This window comes from Sphingomonas sp. BT-65, from assembly GCF_026107375.2.
Taxonomy (GTDB): Bacteria; Pseudomonadota; Alphaproteobacteria; order Sphingomonadales; family Sphingomonadaceae; genus Sphingomonas.
This window is the reverse complement of the sequence record NZ_JAPCIA010000001.1, coordinates 2,495,128-2,516,122: the sequence shown is the minus strand read 5'-3', so window position 1 is coordinate 2,516,122 and position 20,995 is coordinate 2,495,128. Positions and strand designations below refer to the sequence as shown.

The window sequence follows — 20,995 nt, the reverse complement described above, 5'->3', positions numbered from 1 at the left end:
AAAACTCCAATAGACACCGGATATGCCTCGTCGCCGCCGAACCCCGTGGGGCCGGCCTCGGCAAGGTTTCCAATGTCGAGAACAGCGCTTCTATAGGCGCTTGGCGCGGCGACGGCAAGATACTCGAGTCAGCGTGCCGCCAGACGGATTCGCCCCGCGCGGAACTGGGCGCAGAATTGGGCTTTGCCCGCAGCATGCGGCATGCAACATCATGCTCTCCCGCGCGTTGCGGGCCCTGCCAGCCTTGGAGGACATGGATGCGTCTGTTGCCGCTCGCCGCCGTCTCGCTCACGCTCATCGCCTGCACCAGCGCGGAGCCTGGCAACGGCCAGTCGCCGGCACAGGACGGCGCGAGCGCCGGCCTGCCGTTCATCGTCACGGAAGTCGCCGATTTCGACGCGCCCTGGGCGATGACCTTCCTGCCCGACGGCCGGATGCTGGTGACCGAGAAGACGGGCCAGCTCATCCTGCTGGGCGCCGATGGCAAGATCAAAACGCCGGTCCACGGTATCCCGCCGGTCGACAGCGCCGGCCAGGGCGCACTCAAGGACGTGGTGCTGCACCCGGATTTCGCGCGCAACAACCTCGTCTATTTCAGCTTCTCCGAGGCGGGCACGGGGGGCAAGGGCGTGGTGCTCGCGCGCGGGCAGCTGACCTCTGACCGCGCGGGCAGGTCCGTTCTCGCGGGCGTCGAGCGGCTGTTCCAGGCCACCCCCTATGTCAGCGGCAACGGCCATTATTCGGGCCGCATCGCCTTTGCGCCCGACGGGCAGCATTTGTTCTTCACCAATGGCGAGCGCCAGAAGTTCGATCCGGCGCAGGATCCCAAGTCGACCTTGGGCAAGGTCCTGCGCCTGACGCTCGACGGCAAGCCCGCGGGCGATCCCGGCCTCACCGCCAAGGGCTTCCACCCCGCGATCTGGTCCTATGGCCACCGCAACCTGCTCGGCATCGCCTTCGACAAGGCCGGCAACTTGTGGGAGCAGGAGATGGGGCCGCAGGGCGGTGACGAGGTCAACCTCGTCCTGCCGGGCAGGAATTACGGCTATCCGATCGTCTCGGACGGCGATCATTATGACGGACGCGACATCCCCGATCACAAGACCCGCCCTGAATTCGAGGCGCCCAAGGTCTCGTGGAACCCCTCGATCTCGCCGGGCGGGCTGATCGTCTATTCGGGCAAGCTCTTCCCGCAATGGGCGGGGGACCTGTTCATCGGCGGGCTTTCGAGCGAGGCGCTGGTGCGCGTTGACGTGAACGGGACCAGTGCCAGCAAGGGCGATCAATGGCCGATGGGCGCGCGCATCCGCGAGGTGGAGGAAGGTCCTGACGGCGCGATCTGGGTGCTCGAGGACGGCGGCGGTTCGCAGGGCCGCCTGCTCAAATTGACGCCAAGAAGCTAACCGGCCGCGGACAGCAGGAAATTCATCCGCGCCGCTGCGACCGGGCGCTCGCGGTCGTCCTGCCACGCCGTCGCCTCGACATTGGCGATGCGGGTGCCGAGCCGCGTGACCTTGCCCTGCGCGCGCGTCACCTTCTCGCGACCACCGCGCATGAAGTCGACGGTGACGTTGACCGGCTTGATTCGTGTCGCGGCACGATCCTCGGCCTCCAGCGCATGTTTGAGCGCGACGATCGCCGCCATTTCGAGCAGGCCGGCCAGCGCACCGCCATGGACGAAGCTCGGCCGTCCCACGACGTCGGGCCCGAACGGCATCGCCAGCACCGGCGCGCCATCGACGGCCTCGGCGGTGATGCCCAACAGCTCGGCATAGGGCGGGAGGCTCATGCCGGCGCGTCCGTGAACATGAAGGTGCCGGCGACATGCGCAACCGGGTCTGCCGCGTCGCCGTCATGCGCGATGCCGCGGACGAAAGCGATCGACCGGGTGACGCGATAGCATTCGCCGCGGCCCGTCACAGCGCGGCCTGGCCCGGCCGGCCGCAGATAGTCGACGCGCAGGTCGAGCGTGGCATGCGGCAGGAACCCGCCCCGCTTCATCCACACCGCGACGCTCGTCGCCATGTCGAGCAGCGCGACGATCGGGCCAGAGGCGATCACACCCCGCGCCGGATCGCCGATCAGCGCTTCGGCATAGGGGAGGGTGAGCTCGCACCAGTCGTCGCCATGCGCCGCGTAGCGAATGCCCAGCGCGCGGCCATGCCCCGCCGGCCTCGCGTCGAAAAAGGTGGCTGGATCGAAGGGAAGCGGAGCAATCGCCATCGCGCCCGCCTAGCGATCGCCGCTACGCGCGGCAATGGCCGCGGCGTTGCCCCATCCTAAACTCGATTTAACTCTGCCCCGCCCCCGCACCGGCCTAGCATTGAGACGTCATCCAGCATGGAGAACGCCGATGATCACCTTGCCCATCACGGAGATCGCCTCGCTCGGCACGCAGATCGCCACCCATGGCGCGATCCGTGCCCTTGAAATTGCAGGCGATGACATTTTCGAGATGATGATCGCGATCGCGATCCTCGTCTACGAGACCTATCCCAGCCCAACCTCCTGATGCGCGATCATGTCGGCATTGCGGCGGAGAAGGCCCTTGCCGGTGCGCGAACGCGTTCCGCTCCGGTCAACGCGGCCTGGCTCGCGGGGCCGCTGCAAAGCATCGCCGCCCGATTCACACGCGATGCCGACGCGACGCAGGTCGAGGCGCAGGCGCTAGCGCTGCTCCAGGACGCGGACTGGGCCGAATGGCTGCTGGCGCCGCTCCTTGACGCGCTACGGGCCGACCCCTGGTTCGAACCGCCATTCAAGACCAGTCGCGACGCGCTTCGAACGGGAATCGTGTTGGTCGATTCCCCCGCCCTCACCATCGCCGCGACGATCACGTCCGCCGACGCTCTCGGGAAACTTCCCGCGCCAGCAACATTGGTCATTCCAGGGCGTGTCACCCTGACGCGCTATGTCCGTGGCGGAAATGCCCGAATGCGGCGGTGGCGGGCCGGGGCGGCCGGTCCGGACCTCAGCGCCCTGACGGAGCCGTCCGCGGCCGAAATCGAAACGCTCATCCTCGACGATGGCGATGTGGTCCGCCAGGACGGGCGGCGCTGCGGGCACCTGATCGTCGACGCCGATAGCGACGTCGTCGCGCTCACCGCGACGATCAAGCCCGGCGCCTCGCCACTGATGCGTGAATATGCCGTGGCCGATGGGCGCTTCGTGCGGGCGGCGAGCGCGGACGACGCCGCATCGCGGATCGAGATGCTGCTGGCCTTTTTACGCGCGAGCGGGCGCGCGGACGCCGCCGAGGCGTTCGAAAGCGCATCGCGCCACCCCGCGTTTCACCTGCGCTGGGCGGCGATGCGCGAATGGCTGATGCTCGACGCGAGCGCGGCGCGAAGCCGGCTGGTGGAGATGGGAGCCGGCGATCCCAACGCCGAGATTCGCGCCGTCGCACGCGCGACGCTGCCTGCGCTGGACCGGCGGCTGGCCAAGTCATGCCACGCGTGATCGAACCGGGAGGGGGCGATCCGATCGCGCTCGACGACCTCGCCGACGCGCTCGATTCGATACCGTTCGACCCGCATGACGAGGACAGCTTCGCCGCGCTCGGGCCGTTGCTCGCCCGGCTCGGCCGCAACCGGCACTTTCTCGCCGATCTGGCGATCGACGAACTGAAGCTGCGCTGCTCCCGCCAGAGCGCCGCCAATGGCTATGGTCCGCAGGTCTTTCTGCTTCGCCCGCCCAATGGCCGCTATGTCATCCGTGCCAATTTCTGGCCCGCGGCGCAGGATCCGGTGGTCCAGGCGAGCGGCACCGGGCCTTTCTTCTATGGGCTGCCCCACGACCATAATTTCCCGTTCCTGACCTATGGCTATCTCGGACCCGGCTATTGGAGCGACTATTACGAATATGATGGCTGGGCGGCCGAGGGGTCGCCCGGATCAGATGCGGACCTTCGCTTCATCGAAACGTCGCGGCTCGATCCCGGCAAGCTGATGCTCTATCGCATGCGGCGCGACGTGCATGTCCAGCAGCCGCCCGACAGCTTCTCGGTCTCGCTCAACATTCTCGGCCAGCACCCCAGCCACCCGTGGATCGACCAATATCGCTTCGACATCGCGCGCGGCACGATCGCCGAGGGGCTGACCACGGCACCCGCCGAAGCGCTCGTCACGCTCGCGGCGCATCTCGGCGGCGGCAACGGGCTGGAGCTGGTGGAGCATCTGGTGCGCCATCATCCGCACCCGCGCATGCGCGGGACCGCGATGCGGGCGATGACCTCCGCCCGCGGCAACGAGGGTGCTATGCTTCGCCTGCTGGAAGTTGCGGCGGACGACGATGCGGAATCGATACGCATTCCTGCGCGACGCGAGCTCGTGCGGTGCGCGGGCCCATCCGAACTGGATCATTCTCCGGCAGACTCATGACCCACGCCGCCTAGATATCTCGAACGTGGAGCAAAAGATTCTCTCCGAAATCGACATACCGCTGCTGGACCACGCGATCGCGCAGCGCGGCTATGCGCTTGTGCTGGGGAAGCCGACCGCCGCTCCGGGCCGCGATGTCGCGGCAGTGCTGCGTGCCTGGGGGCCGGGCATCCGGATCCGCAGCACGCGCGTGCCCGAGATCGCGGTGGCCGGCTGCGCCGCCTGGCTCGCCGCTGCGCTGGACGCGGGCGCGGCGGACGCGGTCTCGCACCCGGTCGATCCATTCGAGCTGGCCGCGCGCGTCGACGTGCGGGTCCGTAGCCACATGCCTGGCGAGACGCGGATCGGTGAGCTGACCATCAACCGCATCCGCCGCGACGTCGCGCGCGCCGGGCGCCACATCCCGCTCGTCGCGCGCGAATTCGCGTTGTTGCTCTACCTCGCCGAGCGTCGCGGCGAATTCGTCTCGCGCAGCGAATTGCTTGAGCAGGTCTGGGGCTTGCGCTTCGATCCCGGAACCAATGTCGTGGCGGTCCACGTCTCCAAGCTGCGCGCCAAGATCGACCGCGATTTCGCGAGTCCCATGATCCGCAGCACCAAGGGACTCGGCTATCGCCTCGACGCGGTCTAGCTTGCGCTGACCAGTGAGAGAGGATTGCCATGACCGAGCAACGCGTTTCGATCGAGGTCACCGACGGGGTCGCCGATGTGCGCCTGACCCGCCCCGACAAGATGAACGCGCTCGACCCGGCGATGTTCGCCGCCCTGGCCAATGCAATCGATCGCCTGAACGGTCTCGTGGGGCTGCGCGCGGTGGTGCTGTCGGGCGAGGGACGCGCTTTCTGTGCGGGGCTCGACATGGCGAGCATGGCCGGCGGCGGGTCGGGCCTCGACCTCCACGTCAGGAGCTTTGGCGACGCCAATCTGTTCCAGCAGGTGGCATGGGGCTGGCGCACGCTGCCGGTTCCGGTGATCGCGGCAGTGCACGGCGTGGCGTTCGGCGGCGGGCTGCAGATCCTGTCGGGCGCCGACATCCGCATCGCCGGTCCTGCCACGCGCCTCTCGATCATGGAGATGAAATGGGGGATCGTTCCCGACATGGCCGGCTTCGCGCTGTGGCGGACGCTGGTGCGCGACGACGTACTGCGCGAGCTCACCTACACAGCGCGCGAATTTTCCGGCGAGGAAGCCCTTGCGCTGGGCTTCGTGTCGCGCCTGTCGCAGGACCCCCTCGGCGAAGCGCTCGCGCTCGCGCGGGAGATCGCCGGGCGCAGCCCCGACGCGATCCGCGCGGCCAAGCGGCTGGCCAATTTGGCGGCGGAGAGCGGGGCGGCCGGGATTCTCGCCGCTGAAAGTGCGGAGCAGGCGAAGCTGCTCCGCTCGCCAAACCAGGTTGAAGCCGTCATGGCGAATATCCAGAAGCGACCGCCGATCTACACCGACTGAATCTTCCAATATCGCGGTATCTTTATTAAGGGAGTTGCATACCCGAAACACGAAATAGAGGTTGCCATGCGCGAGGCCGCGATCGTTTCCACTGCCCGAACCGGCATCGGCAAGGCATATCGCGGCTATTTCAACGCCACCGAGGCGCCGGTGCTCGCGGCCCATGTGATGAATGCGGCCGTCGAGCGCGCGGCCATCGATCCCGCGCGGATCGACGACATCTTCTGGGGCGTGGGCAATCAATGGGGGACGCAGGGCGGCAATGCCGGGCGCATGGCGGTGTTCGCTGCCGGGCTGCCAAAGAGCGTTCCCGCCTTCACGCTCGACCGCAAATGCGGGTCCGGACTCACCGCGCTGGCGCTGGCCGCACGCTCGATCATCGCGGGGGACATCGACGTCGCGCTCGCGGGCGGCATGGAATCGATCAGCTTCACAGTGACCAAAGATGCGCCGCGCTTCGCCAACCAGTCGGTGCTGGCGAACGAGCCGCACGCCTATATGCCGATGATCGAGACCGCCGAGATCGTCGCCGAGCGCTATGGCATCAGGCGCGCGCGCCAGGACGAATATGGCGCGATGAGCCAGCAGCGCGCCGAGGCTGGGCTCGCAAACGGCGCTTTTGCAGAGGAGATCGCGCCGATCACGGTCGACAAGGCGGTGTTCGACAAGGACGGCAATCGCACCGGCAGCGAGACGGTGACGGTGACGCAGGACGAGGGCATCCGTCCCGGCACCACCGTCGAAGCGCTCGCCGGCCTCAAGACCGTGTGGAAGGACGGACAGGTCGTCAAGCAAGGCCGCCACGTCACCGCAGGCAATGCGAGTCAGCTTTCCGATGGCGCCGCGGCGCAGATCGTGATGGACCGCGCGACCGCCGAAGCCGAGGGCAAAGACATCCTCGGCATCTATCGCGGCTTCCAGGCGGCGGGCTGCGGCCCGGACGAGATGGGCATCGGCCCGGTATTCGCGATTCCCAAGCTGCTCGCGCGGGCGGGTCTCCGGATCGAGGACATCGGCCTGTGGGAGTTGAACGAGGCCTTTGCCAGCCAGTGCCTCTATTGCCGCGACACGCTGGGCATCGATCCGGAGCGATACAATGTGAACGGCGGCGCGATCGCCATTGGCCATCCGTTTGGGATGACCGGAGCGCGGCTGGCCGGCCATGCGCTGATCGAGGGGCGCAAGCGTGGCGTGCGCTGGGTGGTCGTCTCGATGTGCACCGCGGGCGGCATGGGCGCGGCCGGGCTGTTCGAGATTCCCTGAGACGTTCGACAGCTACGTTCCGGAGCGCTAGAGGCCGCGCATGCTTCGTCTCGGCACCCGCGGTTCGCCGCTTGCGCTCGTCCAGGCCAATCTCGTCCGCGACGCCCTGCTCGCCGCGCATGGCTGGGCGCCCGGTGCAATCGAGATCGTGCCGATCCGCACCACCGGCGACAAGGTGCAGGACCGCCCGCTCGCGGAGATCGGCGGCAAGGCGCTGTGGACCAAGGAGCTCGACCGCGCGCTGCTCGCCGGGGAGATCGACTTCGCGGTCCATTCGATGAAGGATGTCGAGACGATCCGGCCCGAGAGCATCGCGATCGCCGCGATGCTGCCGCGCGAGGACGTGCGCGACCGGCTGATCGGCGCGGACTCGATCGAGGCGCTGCCCCGTGGCGCGCGCATCGGCACCAGCTCGCCGCGGCGCGCCGCGCAGATGCGCCGTATCCGGCCTGATCTCGTCATCGTCCCGCTTCGCGGCAATGTCGACACACGGCTCGCAAAGGTCCGCGCGGGCGAGGCCGATGCCACCCTGCTCGCCGCTGCCGGTCTGGAGCGGCTGGGCCGGCCCGAAATCGGGACGCCGATCGCACTCGACCAGCTCCTACCTGCACCCTCGCAGGGCGCGGTCGGGATCGAGGTTCGCACGGACAATGTGGCGATCGTGAGCCAGATCGCCGCCATCGGCGATCGGGCGACCGAGCGGTGCGTGCTGGCCGAGCGCGCGTTTCTTGCCGCGCTGGGAGCCGATTGCCACTCGCCTGTAGCCGCGCTGGCAACGCTGGACGGCGAGCGATTGCGGCTGCGGGCCGAGATCTTGTCCGAGGACGGCGCCGAGCATATTCGCATCGACCGGCACAGGCTAGCCGGAACGGCACAGGAAGCGGCGGCGCTCGCTGGCGAGCTGCTCGCCGCCGCTCCGCCATCACTTCGGGCCCTGTTTGGCCATTGAGCCGCCCGCTCGCGATCCTCCGCCCCGCGCCGGGCAATGCCGCGACAGCCGCGCGGGTGCGTGGCGCCGGTCTGGTACTGCTGACCATCCCGTTGTTCGAGGTCACGCCGCTCGACTGGACGCCGCCCGATCCCGCGCGGTTCGACGGACTTCTTCTCACGAGCGCCAATGCGGTCCGCCATGGCGGGGCTGGTCTGCGCGACCTGCTCGGGCTGCCGGTGCTCGCGGTCGGTTCCGCTACTGCCGACATTGCGCGCCAGGCGGGATTCGACGTCGTACGGATCGGAACGAACGATCTGACGGATTTGCTGGCCGACGCTGCCGGGTTCCGGCACATCCTATGGCTCGCCGGGCGGGACCGCACCGCGATCGATCACCCCGCCTTGGCCGCAACCCTCGCGGTCTATGCCAGCGACCCGCTTCCGCTCGCCCCAGCCGATGCGGCAGCGTTGCGGGGCAGCGTGGCGCTGATCCACTCGGCGCGTGCCGGGGGCCAGCTCGCTCGCGAGCTCGCCCGGCACGGCATCGCACCCGCCGAGCTGCGGGTCGCCGCGATCAGCGCCAGGGCGGCGGAGGCGGCAGGATCGGGCTGGGACGCCGTGGCGGTCGCGGCCACACCCGACGACGATGCGCTGATCGCCGCGGCGCGTCGGCTCGCGATTGACCCCTGACCGCTTCGGGAGAATAAGCGAACGCCATGACCTCCGAAACGCAGACCGAGATGCCGACCCCCGGTCCGCCCCGCGGCAACACGCTGACCGTGGCGCTGACCGCCGGACTGATCGCCTTCCTTGCCGGGCTCGCGGTGATGGCGGCGGTGTTCCGCTTCGGCGGATGGTGGAGCGGCGACCCGTTGCCGGCCGCGTTCCAGCCCCCCGCCGCGGTTGCGCCCGCCCCGCGTCCCGGCACCGATGTCGCGACGCTCGCCGCGCGCGAGCAGGCGCTTGCCGCGCGGCTCGACGCGCTCGACGCGCGGCTGCGGGCGAGCGACGCCGATGCGCGCAACGCGGCCGGCAAGGCCGGCAAGGCCGAGGCGCTGATGCTGGTCCTTTCGGCGCGGCGTGCGCTCGATCGCGGCCAGCCGCTCGGCTATATCGACGGCGAGTTGCGCCGCCGCTTCAGCGCCAGCGACCCGCAGGCGGTGGCGACCGTGGTCCGCGCCGCGAGCGAGCCGGTGACGCTCGAGGATCTGCGCTCCGCGCTCGACCAGATCGCCCCGCGCCTGTCCTCCACCGCGCCGGGCGACGGCTGGTGGGAGCGGCTGCAGCGCGAATTCTCGACGCTGGTGATCATCCGCAAGGACAATGCGCCGAGCCCGCATCCCCGCGAGCGGCTGACCCGCGCCAAGCGCATGCTGGGACAAGGGCATGTCGAGGCCGCGCTCGCCGAGGTCGCGCGGCTGCCCGGCGCGCAGGGCGCCGAAAGCTGGATGGCGGCGGCGGGGCGCTATATCGAGGCGCGCCGCGCGCTGGGGGTGCTCGAAGCCGCGGCGATGCAGGGGCAGGCGCAGCCGGCCCCCGCGCCGGCAGCTGCCGCTGCGCCGCAATAATCGATTCTGGGAGAGGAAAAGATGGCCGCAATGGGCCGATTCGACTGGCAGGACCCGTTCGCGCTCGACGCGCAACTGACCGACGAGGAGCGGATGGTGCGCGACGCCGCACGCGCCTATGCGCAGGAACGGCTGCTGCCGCGTGTGACCAGGGCGTTCCTCGACGAGAATTTCGACCGCGAGATCATGTCGGAGATGGGCCAGCTCGGCCTGCTCGGCCCGACCATCCCCGAGACATATGGGGGCGCGGGCCTCGGCTATGTCGCCTATGGCCTGGTCGCGCGCGAGGTCGAGGCGGTGGACTCGGGCTATCGCTCGGCGATGAGCGTGCAGAGCAGCCTCGTGATGCACCCGATCCACGCCTATGGCACCGAGGCGCAGCGGCGGAAGTACCTCCCCAAGCTGGCGACCGGCGAGTGGGTCGGCTGCTTCGGGCTGACCGAGCCCGATGCCGGCTCCGACCCCGGCTCGATGCGCACGCGCGCCGCGAAGATCGATGGCGGCTATCGCCTGACCGGCTCGAAGATGTGGATCACCAATTCGCCGATCGCCGACGTCTTCGTCGTGTGGGCGAAGAGCGAGGCGCATGGCGGCGGGATCAAGGGGTTTGTCCTCGAAAAGGGCATGAAGGGCCTTTCGGCGCCCAAGATCGAAGGCAAGCTCAGCTTGCGCGCCTCGATTACCGGCGAGATCGTGATGGACGGCGTCGAGGTGGGCGAGGATGCGCTGCTGCCCGAGGTGCAGGGCCTCAAGGGTCCGTTCGGCTGCCTCAATCGCGCGCGTTACGGCATCGCCTGGGGCTCAATGGGAGCGGCCGAAGCGTGCTTCCATGCCGCCCGCCAATATACTCTCGATCGCGCGCAGTTCGGCCGGCCGCTTGCGGCGACCCAACTCGTGCAATTGAAGCTCGCCAATATGGAGACCGAGATCGCGCTCGGGCTGCAGGCGGCGCTGCGCGCGGGGCGGATGTTCGACGATGGGCTTCTCGCACCCGAGACGATCAGCATCATCAAGCGCAACAATTGCGGCAAGGCGCTCGACATCGCCCGCGTCGCCCGCGACATGCATGGCGGCAACGGCATCTCGGCGGAATTCCATGTGATGCGCCACGCGATCAACCTCGAGACGGTCAACACCTATGAAGGCACGCACGACGTGCACGGGCTGATCCTCGGCCGGGCGATCACCGGGATCGCGGCGTTCTGATGGAGCCGGACCGTCAGCCGACGCTGGAGGGGGAGCTGGTCACGATCCGCCCTCTGCAGCCGGACGATTGGGAGGCGCTGTTCGCGGTCGCCTCAGATCCGCTGATCTGGGAGCTGCATCCGGCGCGCGACCGCTGGCAGGAACCGGTGTTCCGCAAATTCTTCGACCATGCGATCGCTTGCGGCGGCGGGCTGGCGATCCTCGACAAGGCGACCGGGACGGTCATCGGATCGAGCCGCTACGACATCCATGTGCCTGCCGAGGACGAGATCGAGATCGGCTGGACCTTTATCGCCCGCGCCTATTGGGGCGGAACGTATAATCGTGAGATCAAGCGGCTGATGCTCGACCATATCCACCGCTTCGTCGGCACGGTGGTGTTCATCGTCGGGCAGGACAATCTGCGCTCGCGCGGGGCGATGGAGAAGATCGGCGGCAAGCTGATCGAGGGGCGGCGCCATCGCGGCGACGGCACCGTCTTTGCCGACCACGTCGTGTACGCGATCCGCAGACTGTGAAGCCGCTGGCCGGGATCAAGGTCGTCGAGCTCGCCCGCATCCTCGCGGGACCGTGGTGCGGGCAGCTGCTCGCCGATCTTGGCGCTGAGGTGGTCAAGGTCGAGCGGCCGGGCGCGGGGGACGACACGCGCCACTGGGGACCGCCGTTCCTGCACGACGCCGAGGGCAAGGACCGCGACGCGGCCTATTACCACGCCGCCAACCGGGGCAAGACCGCGCGCTTCATCGACATCGCGACGCCCGATGGCCAGGCCGAGGTCCGCGCGCTGGTCGCCGATGCCGATGTCGTGATCGAAAACTACAAGGTCGGCGGGTTGGTGAAGTACGGCCTCGATCATGCGAGCCTGCTGGCGGTGAATCCGCGCCTGATCACCTGCTCGATCACCGGCTTCGGGCAGACCGGGCCCTATGCCCATCGCGCCGGCTACGACTTCATCATCCAGGGGATGGGCGGGATCATGTCGCTGACCGGCGAGCCCGACGGCGCGCCGCAAAAGGCGGGGATCGCCTATGCCGACATCTTCACCGGCGTCTATTCGGCGGTGGCGATCCTGGCGGCGTTGCGGCGGCGGGATGAAATCGGAGTAGGTGCGCAGATCGACATGGCGCTGCTCGACACCCAGGTCGCGGTGCTCGCCAACCAGGCGCTCAACTGGATGGCGTCGGGCACGGTGCCGCACCGCATGGGCAACGGCCACGCCAATCTCGCGCCCTATCAGGCGTTCACGGCGAGCGACGGCGACCTGATCATCGCGGTGGGCAATGATGGCCAGTTTGCCAAGCTGTGCCAGGTGCTCGGCCTCGATCTCGCCGCCGATCCGGACTTCGCCACCAACCCGGCGCGAGTGCGCAACCGCGCGCGGCTGATCGCGCCGATCCAGACGGCGGTGGCGGGCTGGACCAAGCAGGCATTGTCCGACGCGCTCGAAGCCGAAGGCGTCCCCGCCGGGCCGATCAACGATGTCGGCGAAGTGTTCGCCGATCCGCAGGTGGTTGCCCGAGGCATGCGGATTGCCGCGGGCGGACTTCCGGGGGTCGCCAGCCCGATCGTGATCGACGGCGAGCGCATGATCTCGGACCTTCCCAGTCCGGCGCGGCCCTAACGGCGTCAAAGGTCCCAAAAGTCACACTACCACGCGTGCGCGAGGCCGTGCGGAAATACGGTTTCAAAGAGCGGGCTTGAGGCTGCACGCCCGAATCCAACATTTCAAGCCGTGCGCTCGATCAGCGCCTGCGCCGCGGCCGGCGCGCGGACCTTGCCGCCATGGATGAAGAAGATGAAGGTTTCGCGCGGCGCCTTGGGCGGTGCCTTGTCCTCGACATAGGGCAGGCCCTCGGGCGCTCCGCCCGACGCCCATAGCTTAGCGGCATCGGCCCAGCGGTCGATCTCGGCTTCGGGATAGCAGAGCGGGTTGTCGTCCTCGCCGCGTTCGAGCCGGGCATAGACAAAGTCGCCGGTCACGTCGGCGATTGCCGGATATTCGGGCGAATCGGCGAACACGATCGCCGCGCCGGCATCGCGGCACATCGCGACGAACTCGGGCACATGGAAGCTGTCGTGCCGCACCTGGATCGCGTGGCGCAGCTTCACGCCTTCATGGGCATCCGGGAGCAGCTTGAGGAAGGCGCCGAAATCGTCCGCGTCGAACTTCTTGGTCGCCATGAACTGCCACAGGATCGGGCCGAGCTTGTCGCCGAGTTCGACGATCCCCTGGCCTACGAACTTGCCCACCGATTCGCCGGCCTCGGCCAGCACCTTGCGATTGGTGCAGAAGCGCGACGCCTTGACCGTGAAGACGAAGCCGTCGGGCACGGTCGCGGCCCAGCCGGCGAAGGTCGCGGGTTTGAACCCCGAATAATAGGTGCCGTTGATCTCGATGGCGGTCAGCTGGCGGCTGGCATATTCCAGCTCCTTCTTCTGGCTGAGCCCCTCGGGATAGAAGGTCCCGCGCCACGGCTCGAAGGTCCAGCCGCCGATGCCGATTCGAATGGGTGCATGTGCCATGCGGTGGCTTTAGCGGTTTCGGCCAGGCACCGAAACAGCGGTGCCAGCCCGCTCCCCCTCCCGGCCACCCACGCCAGTGTATCTTGATGGGTGGCCGGGTGGGGGAGCGGGCTGGTGCCGCGCAACCAGAGTCACATCATGAAACGCGCGTCCAAACCTGCTGCTTGCAGATCAGGCCGGCGAGCACGCAGCCCTTGCCGATCATCGAATCGCCCTGGATCTGCATCTGCCCGGAAAAGGTGCGGTTGAGATCAGGCACGAACACGCGGCCCTTGTAATGGCCGGGGGAAACGCGGCGGAAATCGCGAAACAGGTTGGCGCCGACCAGGTTCTCGGTGCCGCCGCGGCGCGCATCGGCCTTGGCCTTGTCGCTCGCCCAGGTGACGATGCCGCACATCCGGTCCTGCCCGCACGGGGTGAGGCGGATGCGCACCGTGTTCCTGGGGTTGCGCCACTCGCTCGCGACCGGCAGCTCGCCGCCGCCACTACCCGCCCCGGCCTGGGCGGCGATCATCGCCGCGCCGAACAGTGCGATCATCCAGCTTAGCGGGCGCGAAGTGCGCCGCACCTGTGCCTTGCTCTGCATGGTTGAACTCTTTCCCTTCCGTTTCGATTCGCCGGACAGCCCGGCAAACCGGTCGATACGCGACCGGCATGTCCCTATTGCTGGGCAGATAGGGAGACGTTCGGGCACGAAAAGGGCCGGAAGGGGGCAATTTTCGAAACGGAGGGTTCAGAAATGGGGCAGCGGACGTTCAGCCGCCCCGGGATGTCTGGATTTTTGGCGGCCGCAATGCAGCGGCCTGGAGCGGGCGAAGGGATTCGAACCCTCGACCCCAACCTTGGCAAGGTTGTGCTCTACCCCTGAGCTACGCCCGCTCTCTGGCGCCGATGTGCCCTCTCGCGGTGGAGGGGGCGGGGCAAGGTGGCGGCCTCTAGCAGCGGGTTCCGGGGTCCGCAAGCCCCGAATCACGACTGAAGATGTACCGCACCGGCCCGCTCCCCCACCCGGCCACCCACAGAGTACACTGGCGTTGGGTGGCCGGGTGAAGAGCGGGCCGATGCCGCTTCCGCGCAGCCAAAACCACTTGGCCCACGCGGCGCCAGCGCCCACATAGGGCGCCGGTTTTTCGTACAAGGGATTCGCTGTGGCCACGCTGGGACTTTCCGCCGCCGAGAAGGACGCCGTCGAGGCGTTCCGCCGGGACATCGTCGAGCCATCGATGACCAAGCTCGTCATCCTCGACTTCTGGGCCGAGTGGTGCGGCCCGTGCAAGGCGCTCGCCCCCGTGCTGGAGAAGGTCGCGGCCGACTATGCCGACAAGGGCGTGATGCTCGCCAAGATCGACGTCGACGCCAACCAGTTCATTGCGGCGCAGTTCCAGGTGCGCTCGATCCCGACCGTCTATGCGATGTTCCAGGGCCAGCTGGTCGCCGACCTCACCAATGCCCGCACCGAGACCCAGCTGCGCGCCAATCTCGACCAGATATTGCGCCAGATCCCGGTCGACAGCGACGCGGCGGCGCAGGAGGCCGAGCTCGAGCCGCTGCTGGCCATGGCCGAGGAGGTGCTGGCGGGCGGCGAGCATGAGCGTGCGCTGATCGTCTACGACCAGATCGGCGAGATAGCGCCCGAGCACCCGCTGGTCGCGGCGGGCCGCGCCCGTGCGCTGACCGCGCTCGGCCGGCTCGACGAGGCGGGGGCAGCGCTGGACGTGCTGCCCGACGAAGCCGCCAAGGCGCCCGAGGTCGAGCGCGCCCGCGCCGCGCTGGCGCTGGCCAAGGAAGCCCCAGCCGACGACGAGCTCGCCGCGATTCGCGAACGCGCCGCGGCCAATCCGCACGACATGGACGCGCGCTACGAGCTGGCCGGCGCGCAGATGGCGGCGAACGACCGCGAGGGCGCGGCCGGGACGTTGCTGGCGATGATCGCGGAGGACAAGGAATGGAATGACGGCGCCGCCCGCGCACGCCTGCTCAAGCTGTTCGAGGCGGTCGGCCTCGAGGACCCGTGGGTCTCGGCGCAGCGCCGCAAGCTCTCCGCCATCCTGTTCGGATGACCGAGTTGGGGAAGATTGGGCGCCTCTCGATCTTTCCACTGGCGGGAGCGCTACTGTTCCCGCGGATGCAGCTGCCGCTGCACATCTTCGAGCCGCGTTATCGCGCGATGGTCACCGATGCCCTCGCCCGCGACCGGCGGATCGGGATGATCCAGCCGCGCCCCGGCTTCCGCGAGGAGCCGGGCGAGCCGGTGCCCTTGTTCGAGATCGGCTGCGTCGGCCGGATCGCCGAGGTCGAGGCGCTCGACGACGGGCGGTTCGACATCGTGCTGGAGGGGCTGGCGCGCTTCCGCATCCTGCGCGAACTCGAAGTGGCGACCCTGTTCCGCCAGGTCGAGGCCGAGCTGATCGCCGATCCGCAGGACGAGGTGCTGGCGCTGGGCGAGCGCGCGGCGCTCGAGCTCGAATCGCGGCGTTTCGCCGACGCGCAAGGCTATGCGGTGGACTGGAACGCGGTCTCGCGGCTCGACGACGAGGCTTTGGTCAACGGCATCGCCCAGATCGCGCCGTTCGATTCGGCGGCCAAGCAGGCCTTGCTCGAAGCGGACACGCTGCGCGAGCGCGCCGAGCTCACGGTGCAGCTGATGCAGTTCTTCGGCCGCCACGACAGCGACGAGGGGACGCTGCAGTAAAGGTCAATCCTCGCCGGGTGCGATCGCCTGGCATTCCCAGCCGTCATATTCGCCGCCGAGCTCCTCGGCATGGGCGTGGAGGGGCAGCACGACCTCATCGATGGCAGAGGGCTGATCGACGCGCATGAACAGCACCAGATGGCTGCCTTGCTCGACCGGGTCGGAGCGCAGGATCCTGAAATCGCGCGCTTGCAGCCACGCAATAAATGCCGAGGCGCGTGTCGCATCCGGGAAATAGGCCCAGTGCTCAATCGGCCGCGGCAGCTGTGGTTTGTCGCCGCGATCGAGCAGGGCGTTCACGACTTTCTGGTTCGCGATCCGCTGGCGATCCGCCGGACCAGGGTAGAGGAAGTCGCGATAGATCGACCAGCCCGGATCGTCGCGCTGCCCGGTTTCGAACTCATATCCGGCGAATCCGCGCATCGCCGCGGAAAACGCCGCTTCGAACGACGCGGCATTCGCGCCGTAGAAATAATAAGTCCGTGTCCCATCCGTGGTCAGCCGGCCGACATAGCGGCCGGCAAGCGTTGCCACCGCCTGGTCCAGCGCTTCGTCGATCTGCGAAAGCGTCTCGAACTCCTCGCTGCTCGACAGACCGTCCGGGCGCGGCTGCCGCATGAAGACATGGGCATAGCCGAGCTGCCTGAACGCCGGGACCGGCGCCTGATCATGCAGCGCGAGATCGAGGAAGATCGACGCCGGCTTGTCGTCGACGCGGCACAGATAGAAGTTCCAGTCCTCCGCCACGGCGCCCCCTTTGCGTCAGGCCATTTCCCCGTGCAGCAACCGCGGCGTCGCGCCCGATTCGCCGCGCGCTTCGGCCATGAACCAGTTCTTGAGCGCGGGCAGCTTGTCGACCGCCGAGAGGCCGAAGCGGCGCGCGGCATGGGCGGTCTTGCCTGGAATGCCGAACAGATGCGTCAGCGCATCGGTGGCGACGCTGACCATGAAGGTGTCGAGGCTGCGCCAGCGCTCGTAGCGCGCGAGCAGCTGCGGGTCGCCAAGGTCGAGCCCGAGGCGCTTGCCCTCGACCAGCACCTCGACCAGCGCGGCGACATCGCGGAAGCCGACATTGACGCCCTGGCCCGCGATCGGATGGATGCCGTGCGCGGCGTCGCCGACCAGCGCGAGCCGCTCAGCGGTGATCTTCGCGGCATGGTGGAAGCCGAGCGGATGGCTGAAGCGCGGACCAAGCGGGCCGAGCTTACCGAGGAACCCGCCCATCTTCCGCTCCGCCTCGGCGAGGAAGCCGCGTTCGGAGAGCTTCATCATCCCCGCTTCCTCGTGCCGTTTGACGGACCACACGATCGCCGAGCGGTGGCCGCGTTCGTCGTCGACCAGCGGCAGGATCGCGAACGGGCCCTGCGGATAGAAGATCTCGAACGCCGTATTCTCGTGGCTGTGCTCGTGATGGAGCGAGGTGACGATCGCCGAATGATCATAGGTCCAGCGCGCGACATTGAGGTGCGCGGAGTCGCGCGTCGGCGAGTTCCGCCCCTCCGCGCCGATCAGGAGACGCGCCGTCACCGTCTCGCCGGTGCTGAGCGTCGCTGAGACGCCGTGCGCGCCTCGCTCGACGGCAAGCGCGCGGGTCTGCATGCGGACATCGGCGAGGGGCGCCTCGCTCGCCGCCGCCATCAGCGCGGCACGCAGATGGCGGTTCTCAAACATCGTGCCGAGCGCACCTTCGCCGCCCTGCGGATCGAAGTCGAGCTTGCCCGGTTCGAGCCCGTCGCTCACCCGGATGCTCTCGATCGGGCAGCCCTTGCCGGCCAGGCGATCCGTCACGCCGATCGTCTTCAGCATCCGCATCGGCGCAGCGGCGATCGCCGAGGCGCGGCCGTCATGCGCCGCGGCGAGGATCAGCTGCGGGTCCGCGGGATCAATCACGATGCTGGAAATGCCGTGCCGGTGGAGCGCGACGGCGAGCGCACTCCCAACCAGTCCGCCGCCGAGGATGAGAACGTCCGCCTGGGTCATATGCGGCGAGTAGCCGAGCCGCTGCCTTGACGCCAGAGTCCGCAGGGTGGATGATTCCACCTGAGCGGGAAGTTTCGAGACATTCAGAGGCAATCATGGCGAGCCGGGTGCAGCCGATGCTGTGGCGTGACACGATGAAGGCGGGAGCGAGACGCAGCGGCGCGCTGATCGGCGCGATCGCGCTGTTCGCCGCGACGCTCGCCGCGGTGCTCGCGCTCGGGACCTATACCGGCGGCGATCCCTCGCTCAACACCGCGTCGGGCGGGCCTGCGCAGAACCTGCTCGGCACGCCGGGCGCGTGGCTGGCCGACTTGCTGCTCGCGATCGGCGGCCCTCCCGTCGTGCTGCTCGCCCCGGTCGGGCTGATCGTCGCGACGCGGCTGTGGAAGGGCAATCCGGTCGGCGCCTGGGGGCGCATGCTGGCGGGCGCCGCGACGGGCGTCGCGCTGATGGGCACGGCGCTGGCGTTCGTCTCCAGCCGCGCGGCGCTCGAGATCGAGCTCCCCGGCAGCTGGGGCGGCGTCGTCGGGCTGTCAATCGCCAACCTGTTCCGCTGGGCACTCGGCCTTGCCGGCGATCCCGCGATCACCCTGTGGGGCGGGCGCGCGCTCGGTGTGATCGCGGGGATTGCGGGCGTGGTAATCTGGGCGCGGAGCGTACAGTTCGACGTGCAGCAGCTGCGCCTGCCGCGGCGCGAGCGGACCGGAGCGGACGATGCGGGCGGGGACTTCGACGATGCCGCCGACCTGTTCGCCCCCGCCGCGACGCCCAAGCCGCGTAAGATGGCGCTGCCCGACACGCGCCCGGGGCCGGTGATCGCCGATCCCGCCCCGCCGCCGTCGCCGCCCAAGGCCAAGCCGGTGCAGACCAGCCTCGATTTCAAGGGCAGCTACAAGCTCCCCCCGCTCGACCTGCTCAAGGCCGCACCCAAGAGCGGCAGCGCGGCGGTCGACAAGGCCGCGCTCGAGCGCAACGCACGGCTGCTCGAGAGCGTGCTCGACGATTTCCACGTGAAGGGCCAGATCGTCGAGGTGCGGCCGGGCCCGGTCGTGACGATGTACGAGCTCGAACCCGCGAGCGGGATCAAGGCAAGCCGCGTGGTCCAGCTCGCCGACGATATCGCGCGCAACATGTCCGCGGTCTCGGCGCGCGTCGCGACCATCCCCGGGCGGAGCGTGATCGGCATCGAGCTGCCCAACGCCAAGCGCGAGATGGTGAGCCTGCACGAACTGGTCGGCAGCGACAGCTTCGAGGATATGGGCGCGCAGCTCCCGATCGTGCTCGGCAAGAACATCGCCGGCGATCCGGTGATCGCGGACCTCGCGCCGATGCCGCATCTGCTGGTTGCCGGCACCACCGGTTCGGGCAAGTCGGTCGGCCTCAACTGCATGATCCTGTCGCTGCTTTACCGGCTGACCCCGGACCAGTGCCGGCTGATCATGATCGATCCGAAGATGCTGGAACTCAGCATGTACAAGGACATCCCCCACCTGCTCGCCGATGTCGTGACCGACCCGCCCAAGGCGGTGCGCGCGCTCAAATGGGCGGTCGAGCAGATGGAGGAGCGCTACCGGATGATGGCCTCGGTCAACGTCCGCAGCCTCGGCAGCTTCAACGACAAGGTGCGCCAGGCGCTCGCCAAGGGGCAGAAGCTGGGGCGCAAGGTACAGGTCGGCTATGACCCCGAGACGCGCCAGCCGCTCTACGAGGAGGAGACGCTCGACCTCAACCCGCTGCCGCAGATCGTGATCGTGGTCGACGAGCTCGCCGACCTGATGATGACCGCGGGCAAGGAAGTCGAGTTCCTGATCCAGCGCCTGGCGCAGAAGGCGCGCGCGGCGGGTATCCATCTGATCATGGCGACTCAGCGCCCCTCGGTCGACGTCATCACGGGCGTGATCAAGGCGAACCTGCCGACGCGCATTTCCTTCCACGTCACCAGCAAGATCGATTCGCGCACCATCCTGGGCGAGCAGGGTGCCGAGCAGCTGCTGGGCAAGGGCGACATGCTCTACATGCCAGGCGGCAAGCAGATCGCGCGCGTCCACGGGCCATTCGTCAGCGACGAGGAAGTGATGGCGGTCGCCGATCACTGGCGCGCGCAAGGCGCGCCCGACTATATCTCAGCCGTCACCGAGGAGCCGGAGGGCGAAGAGTTCGCGCTCGACGGCGCACCGACCGGCGACGATTCGCCCGAGGAGCAGCTCTATCGCCGCGCGGTGCAGCTCGTCGCCGAGAGCCAGAAGGCCTCGACCTCGTGGCTTCAGCGGCAATTGCGCGTCGGCTACAACTCGGCGGCGCGCCTCATCGAGCGGATGGAGAAGGACGGCCTGGTCTCGCGCCCCGACCATGTCGGGCGGCGCGAAGTGCTGATGGATCAGGACGGCCGGCCGCTCTGACGGCGCTCAGATACCGCCCCTCGCCATGCAGCGCAGCGATCGCACGGTCGCGCGTCCGAGCATGCCCCACACGCTCCTCCCGAGGCATCGCGCGATCGCGCGCAGTTTCTCCCCGACCGTCTCATCCTGGGGCTGGAGTTTCCCGTGGCAACGGATGATCTGACCGACGCCGGCGCTGATCGCACCCTTGAGCAGGCAGCCCAGCAACGGATCGCCCGTCGGAATCGCCTCGATGATCGCTTCGACCGTCTCCGCAAGGGGATTGCCATTGCGATCGACGAGATGTCTCACCAGCGGCTCCCATGCGCCATGCGCGGCGCCTTCCGCGCCGACGTCCGCCTCATCGGCTTCCGCGACCTCCGTCGCGTCGAGCGGGATCCGTCCGATCTCCTCGCCCTCGATCGCGACGATGATCTCGTTCCGTTCGAGATCGAGCGTCAGGGCCGCCTCGATCTCCGCCGCGCCGTCTCTGCGCTCCGAATAGCTTCGCGCGACGATGTTGATCGACAGCTCGTCGCGCAGCGCCGCGATGCGGTCGATGGTCAGCTCGAGATGGTACAGACGGCCACCATGCTCGAATTGCGAAGACAAGAAACGTGCCATGCCGAT

23 protein-coding genes and 1 tRNA gene are annotated in these 20,995 nt (G+C 68.4%); 16 read left to right on the top strand and 8 right to left on the bottom strand.

Features of this window, described 5'->3' with window-relative positions; all coding sequences use genetic code 11:
* The first annotated feature begins 257 nt into the window (after positions 1–257).
* Positions 258–1,403 carry a PQQ-dependent sugar dehydrogenase gene (locus tag OK349_RS12065; RefSeq protein WP_265118047.1) on the top strand — a complete coding sequence of 382 codons (1,146 nt, stop codon included), beginning with the start codon at positions 258–260 and terminating at the stop codon, positions 1,401–1,403.
* Here the strand turns inward: OK349_RS12065 and OK349_RS12060 are convergent.
* Positions 1,400–1,789, bottom strand: a complete 390-nt coding sequence (locus tag OK349_RS12060) for a PaaI family thioesterase (protein WP_265118046.1) — start codon at positions 1,787–1,789, stop codon at positions 1,400–1,402. The genes OK349_RS12065 and OK349_RS12060 overlap by 4 nt on opposite strands.
* Positions 1,786–2,223 carry a PaaI family thioesterase gene (locus tag OK349_RS12055; RefSeq protein WP_265118045.1) on the bottom strand — a complete coding sequence of 146 codons (438 nt, stop codon included), beginning with the start codon at positions 2,221–2,223 and terminating at the stop codon, positions 1,786–1,788. The genes OK349_RS12060 and OK349_RS12055 overlap by 4 nt, the downstream gene beginning before the upstream one ends.
* Before the next feature lie 130 nt (positions 2,224–2,353).
* Here OK349_RS12055 and OK349_RS12050 point away from each other — a divergent pair, with 130 nt between their 5' ends.
* From OK349_RS12050 to OK349_RS11995, 12 genes are all read left to right on the top strand, one after another.
* Positions 2,354–2,512, top strand: a complete 159-nt coding sequence (locus OK349_RS12050) for a hypothetical protein (RefSeq protein ID WP_265118044.1) — start codon at positions 2,354–2,356, stop codon at positions 2,510–2,512.
* Positions 2,512–3,459, top strand: coding sequence for a hypothetical protein (locus tag OK349_RS12045; protein WP_265118043.1), 948 nt, complete (start codon positions 2,512–2,514; stop codon positions 3,457–3,459). Before OK349_RS12050 ends, OK349_RS12045 begins: the two co-directional genes overlap by 1 nt.
* Positions 3,447–4,379, top strand: a complete 933-nt coding sequence (locus OK349_RS12040; RefSeq protein ID WP_372340555.1) for a transposase — start codon at positions 3,447–3,449, stop codon at positions 4,377–4,379. Before OK349_RS12045 ends, OK349_RS12040 begins: the two co-directional genes overlap by 13 nt.
* 25 nt (positions 4,380–4,404) lie before the next feature.
* On the top strand, positions 4,405–5,010 hold the full coding sequence (locus OK349_RS12035) for a winged helix-turn-helix domain-containing protein (protein ID WP_265118041.1): 606 nt from the start codon (positions 4,405–4,407) through the stop codon (positions 5,008–5,010).
* A gap of 29 nt (positions 5,011–5,039) precedes the next feature.
* The gene (locus OK349_RS12030; RefSeq protein ID WP_265118040.1) at positions 5,040–5,825 is read left to right on the top strand and encodes a crotonase/enoyl-CoA hydratase family protein; all 786 of its coding nucleotides are present in this window, start codon (positions 5,040–5,042) and stop codon (positions 5,823–5,825) included.
* Positions 5,826–5,891: 66 nt separating this feature from the next.
* Positions 5,892–7,088 carry an acetyl-CoA C-acyltransferase gene (locus tag OK349_RS12025; RefSeq protein WP_265118039.1) on the top strand — a complete coding sequence of 399 codons (1,197 nt, stop codon included), beginning with the start codon at positions 5,892–5,894 and terminating at the stop codon, positions 7,086–7,088.
* 40 nt (positions 7,089–7,128) lie between these two features.
* Positions 7,129–8,037 carry a hydroxymethylbilane synthase gene (hemC, locus tag OK349_RS12020; protein WP_265118038.1) on the top strand — a complete coding sequence of 303 codons (909 nt, stop codon included), beginning with the start codon at positions 7,129–7,131 and terminating at the stop codon, positions 8,035–8,037.
* Positions 8,034–8,708 (top strand): uroporphyrinogen-III synthase, encoded by a 675-nt coding sequence (locus OK349_RS12015; RefSeq protein WP_265118037.1) that lies wholly within the window; start codon positions 8,034–8,036, stop codon positions 8,706–8,708. Before hemC ends, OK349_RS12015 begins: the two co-directional genes overlap by 4 nt.
* 26 nt (positions 8,709–8,734) lie before the next feature.
* Positions 8,735–9,586, top strand: a complete 852-nt coding sequence (locus tag OK349_RS12010; protein ID WP_265118036.1) for a hypothetical protein — start codon at positions 8,735–8,737, stop codon at positions 9,584–9,586.
* Between the two features lie 21 nt (positions 9,587–9,607).
* Positions 9,608–10,792, top strand: coding sequence for an acyl-CoA dehydrogenase (locus OK349_RS12005; RefSeq protein WP_265118035.1), 1,185 nt, complete (start codon positions 9,608–9,610; stop codon positions 10,790–10,792).
* Positions 10,792–11,310: a GNAT family N-acetyltransferase gene (locus OK349_RS12000; RefSeq protein WP_265118034.1), complete on the top strand. Its 519-nt coding sequence runs from the start codon at positions 10,792–10,794 to the stop codon at positions 11,308–11,310. Before OK349_RS12005 ends, OK349_RS12000 begins: the two co-directional genes overlap by 1 nt.
* Entirely contained in the window at positions 11,307–12,413 is a 1,107-nt protein-coding gene (locus OK349_RS11995; RefSeq protein ID WP_265118033.1) for a CaiB/BaiF CoA transferase family protein, read from the top strand. The genes OK349_RS12000 and OK349_RS11995 overlap by 4 nt, the downstream gene beginning before the upstream one ends.
* Before the next feature lie 104 nt (positions 12,414–12,517).
* Here OK349_RS11995 and OK349_RS11990 read toward each other — a convergent pair whose 3' ends face one another.
* The 3 genes from OK349_RS11990 to OK349_RS11980 form a co-directional block, all read right to left on the bottom strand.
* Positions 12,518–13,315, bottom strand: coding sequence for a DUF72 domain-containing protein (locus OK349_RS11990; protein WP_265118032.1), 798 nt, complete (start codon positions 13,313–13,315; stop codon positions 12,518–12,520).
* Between the two features lie 136 nt (positions 13,316–13,451).
* Positions 13,452–13,901 carry a DUF2147 domain-containing protein gene (locus tag OK349_RS11985; protein WP_265118031.1) on the bottom strand — a complete coding sequence of 150 codons (450 nt, stop codon included), beginning with the start codon at positions 13,899–13,901 and terminating at the stop codon, positions 13,452–13,454.
* Positions 13,902–14,119: 218 nt separating this feature from the next.
* A tRNA-Gly gene (locus tag OK349_RS11980) sits at positions 14,120–14,194 on the bottom strand.
* A gap of 269 nt (positions 14,195–14,463) precedes the next feature.
* Here OK349_RS11980 and OK349_RS11975 point away from each other — a divergent pair.
* A complete protein-coding gene (locus OK349_RS11975) occupies positions 14,464–15,375 on the top strand; it encodes a tetratricopeptide repeat protein (protein WP_265118030.1) in 912 nt (303 codons plus the stop codon).
* Entirely contained in the window at positions 15,372–16,007 is a 636-nt protein-coding gene (locus tag OK349_RS11970; protein WP_265118029.1) for an LON peptidase substrate-binding domain-containing protein, read from the top strand. The genes OK349_RS11975 and OK349_RS11970 overlap by 4 nt, the downstream gene beginning before the upstream one ends.
* A 3-nt stretch (positions 16,008–16,010) precedes the next feature.
* On the opposite strand, the gene OK349_RS11965 is transcribed toward OK349_RS11970, so the two are convergent.
* Positions 16,011–16,754, bottom strand: coding sequence for a DUF695 domain-containing protein (locus OK349_RS11965; protein ID WP_265118028.1), 744 nt, complete (start codon positions 16,752–16,754; stop codon positions 16,011–16,013).
* A 15-nt stretch (positions 16,755–16,769) separates the two neighbouring features.
* Positions 16,770–17,987, bottom strand: coding sequence for an FAD-dependent monooxygenase (locus tag OK349_RS11960; protein WP_265118027.1), 1,218 nt, complete (start codon positions 17,985–17,987; stop codon positions 16,770–16,772).
* Between the two features lie 95 nt (positions 17,988–18,082).
* Here OK349_RS11960 and OK349_RS11955 point away from each other — a divergent pair, with 95 nt between their 5' ends.
* Positions 18,083–20,386: an FtsK/SpoIIIE family DNA translocase gene (locus OK349_RS11955; RefSeq protein WP_265118026.1), complete on the top strand. Its 2,304-nt coding sequence runs from the start codon at positions 18,083–18,085 to the stop codon at positions 20,384–20,386.
* A gap of 6 nt (positions 20,387–20,392) precedes the next feature.
* On the opposite strand, the gene OK349_RS11950 is transcribed toward OK349_RS11955, so the two are convergent.
* The gene (locus OK349_RS11950) at positions 20,393–20,989 is read right to left on the bottom strand and encodes a hypothetical protein (RefSeq protein ID WP_265118025.1); all 597 of its coding nucleotides are present in this window, start codon (positions 20,987–20,989) and stop codon (positions 20,393–20,395) included.
* Positions 20,990–20,995: the final 6 nt, after the last annotated feature.

Bases quoted from the DNA above. Each gene is read 5' to 3' on its own strand.
- OK349_RS12065 (WP_265118047.1), top strand. From the start codon at position 258: ATGCGTCTGTTGCCGCTCGCCGCCGTCTCGCTCACGCTCATCGCCTGC.
- OK349_RS12060 (WP_265118046.1), bottom strand. From the start codon at position 1,789: ATGAGCCTCCCGCCCTATGCCGAGCTGTTGGGCATCACCGCCGAGGCC.
- OK349_RS12055 (WP_265118045.1), bottom strand. From the start codon at position 2,223: ATGGCGATTGCTCCGCTTCCCTTCGATCCAGCCACCTTTTTCGACGCG.
- OK349_RS12050 (WP_265118044.1), top strand. From the start codon at position 2,354: ATGATCACCTTGCCCATCACGGAGATCGCCTCGCTCGGCACGCAGATC.
- OK349_RS12045 (WP_265118043.1), top strand. From the start codon at position 2,512: ATGCGCGATCATGTCGGCATTGCGGCGGAGAAGGCCCTTGCCGGTGCG.
- OK349_RS12040 (WP_372340555.1), top strand. From the start codon at position 3,447: ATGCCACGCGTGATCGAACCGGGAGGGGGCGATCCGATCGCGCTCGAC.
- OK349_RS12030 (WP_265118040.1), top strand. From the start codon at position 5,040: ATGACCGAGCAACGCGTTTCGATCGAGGTCACCGACGGGGTCGCCGAT.
- OK349_RS12025 (WP_265118039.1), top strand. From the start codon at position 5,892: ATGCGCGAGGCCGCGATCGTTTCCACTGCCCGAACCGGCATCGGCAAG.
- hemC (WP_265118038.1), top strand. From the start codon at position 7,129: ATGCTTCGTCTCGGCACCCGCGGTTCGCCGCTTGCGCTCGTCCAGGCC.
- OK349_RS12010 (WP_265118036.1), top strand. From the start codon at position 8,735: ATGACCTCCGAAACGCAGACCGAGATGCCGACCCCCGGTCCGCCCCGC.
- OK349_RS12005 (WP_265118035.1), top strand. From the start codon at position 9,608: ATGGCCGCAATGGGCCGATTCGACTGGCAGGACCCGTTCGCGCTCGAC.
- OK349_RS12000 (WP_265118034.1), top strand. From the start codon at position 10,792: ATGGAGCCGGACCGTCAGCCGACGCTGGAGGGGGAGCTGGTCACGATC.
- OK349_RS11990 (WP_265118032.1), bottom strand. From the start codon at position 13,315: ATGGCACATGCACCCATTCGAATCGGCATCGGCGGCTGGACCTTCGAG.
- OK349_RS11985 (WP_265118031.1), bottom strand. From the start codon at position 13,901: ATGCAGAGCAAGGCACAGGTGCGGCGCACTTCGCGCCCGCTAAGCTGG.
- OK349_RS11970 (WP_265118029.1), top strand. From the start codon at position 15,372: ATGACCGAGTTGGGGAAGATTGGGCGCCTCTCGATCTTTCCACTGGCG.
- OK349_RS11960 (WP_265118027.1), bottom strand. From the start codon at position 17,987: ATGACCCAGGCGGACGTTCTCATCCTCGGCGGCGGACTGGTTGGGAGT.
- OK349_RS11955 (WP_265118026.1), top strand. From the start codon at position 18,083: ATGGCGAGCCGGGTGCAGCCGATGCTGTGGCGTGACACGATGAAGGCG.
- OK349_RS11950 (WP_265118025.1), bottom strand. From the start codon at position 20,989: ATGGCACGTTTCTTGTCTTCGCAATTCGAGCATGGTGGCCGTCTGTAC.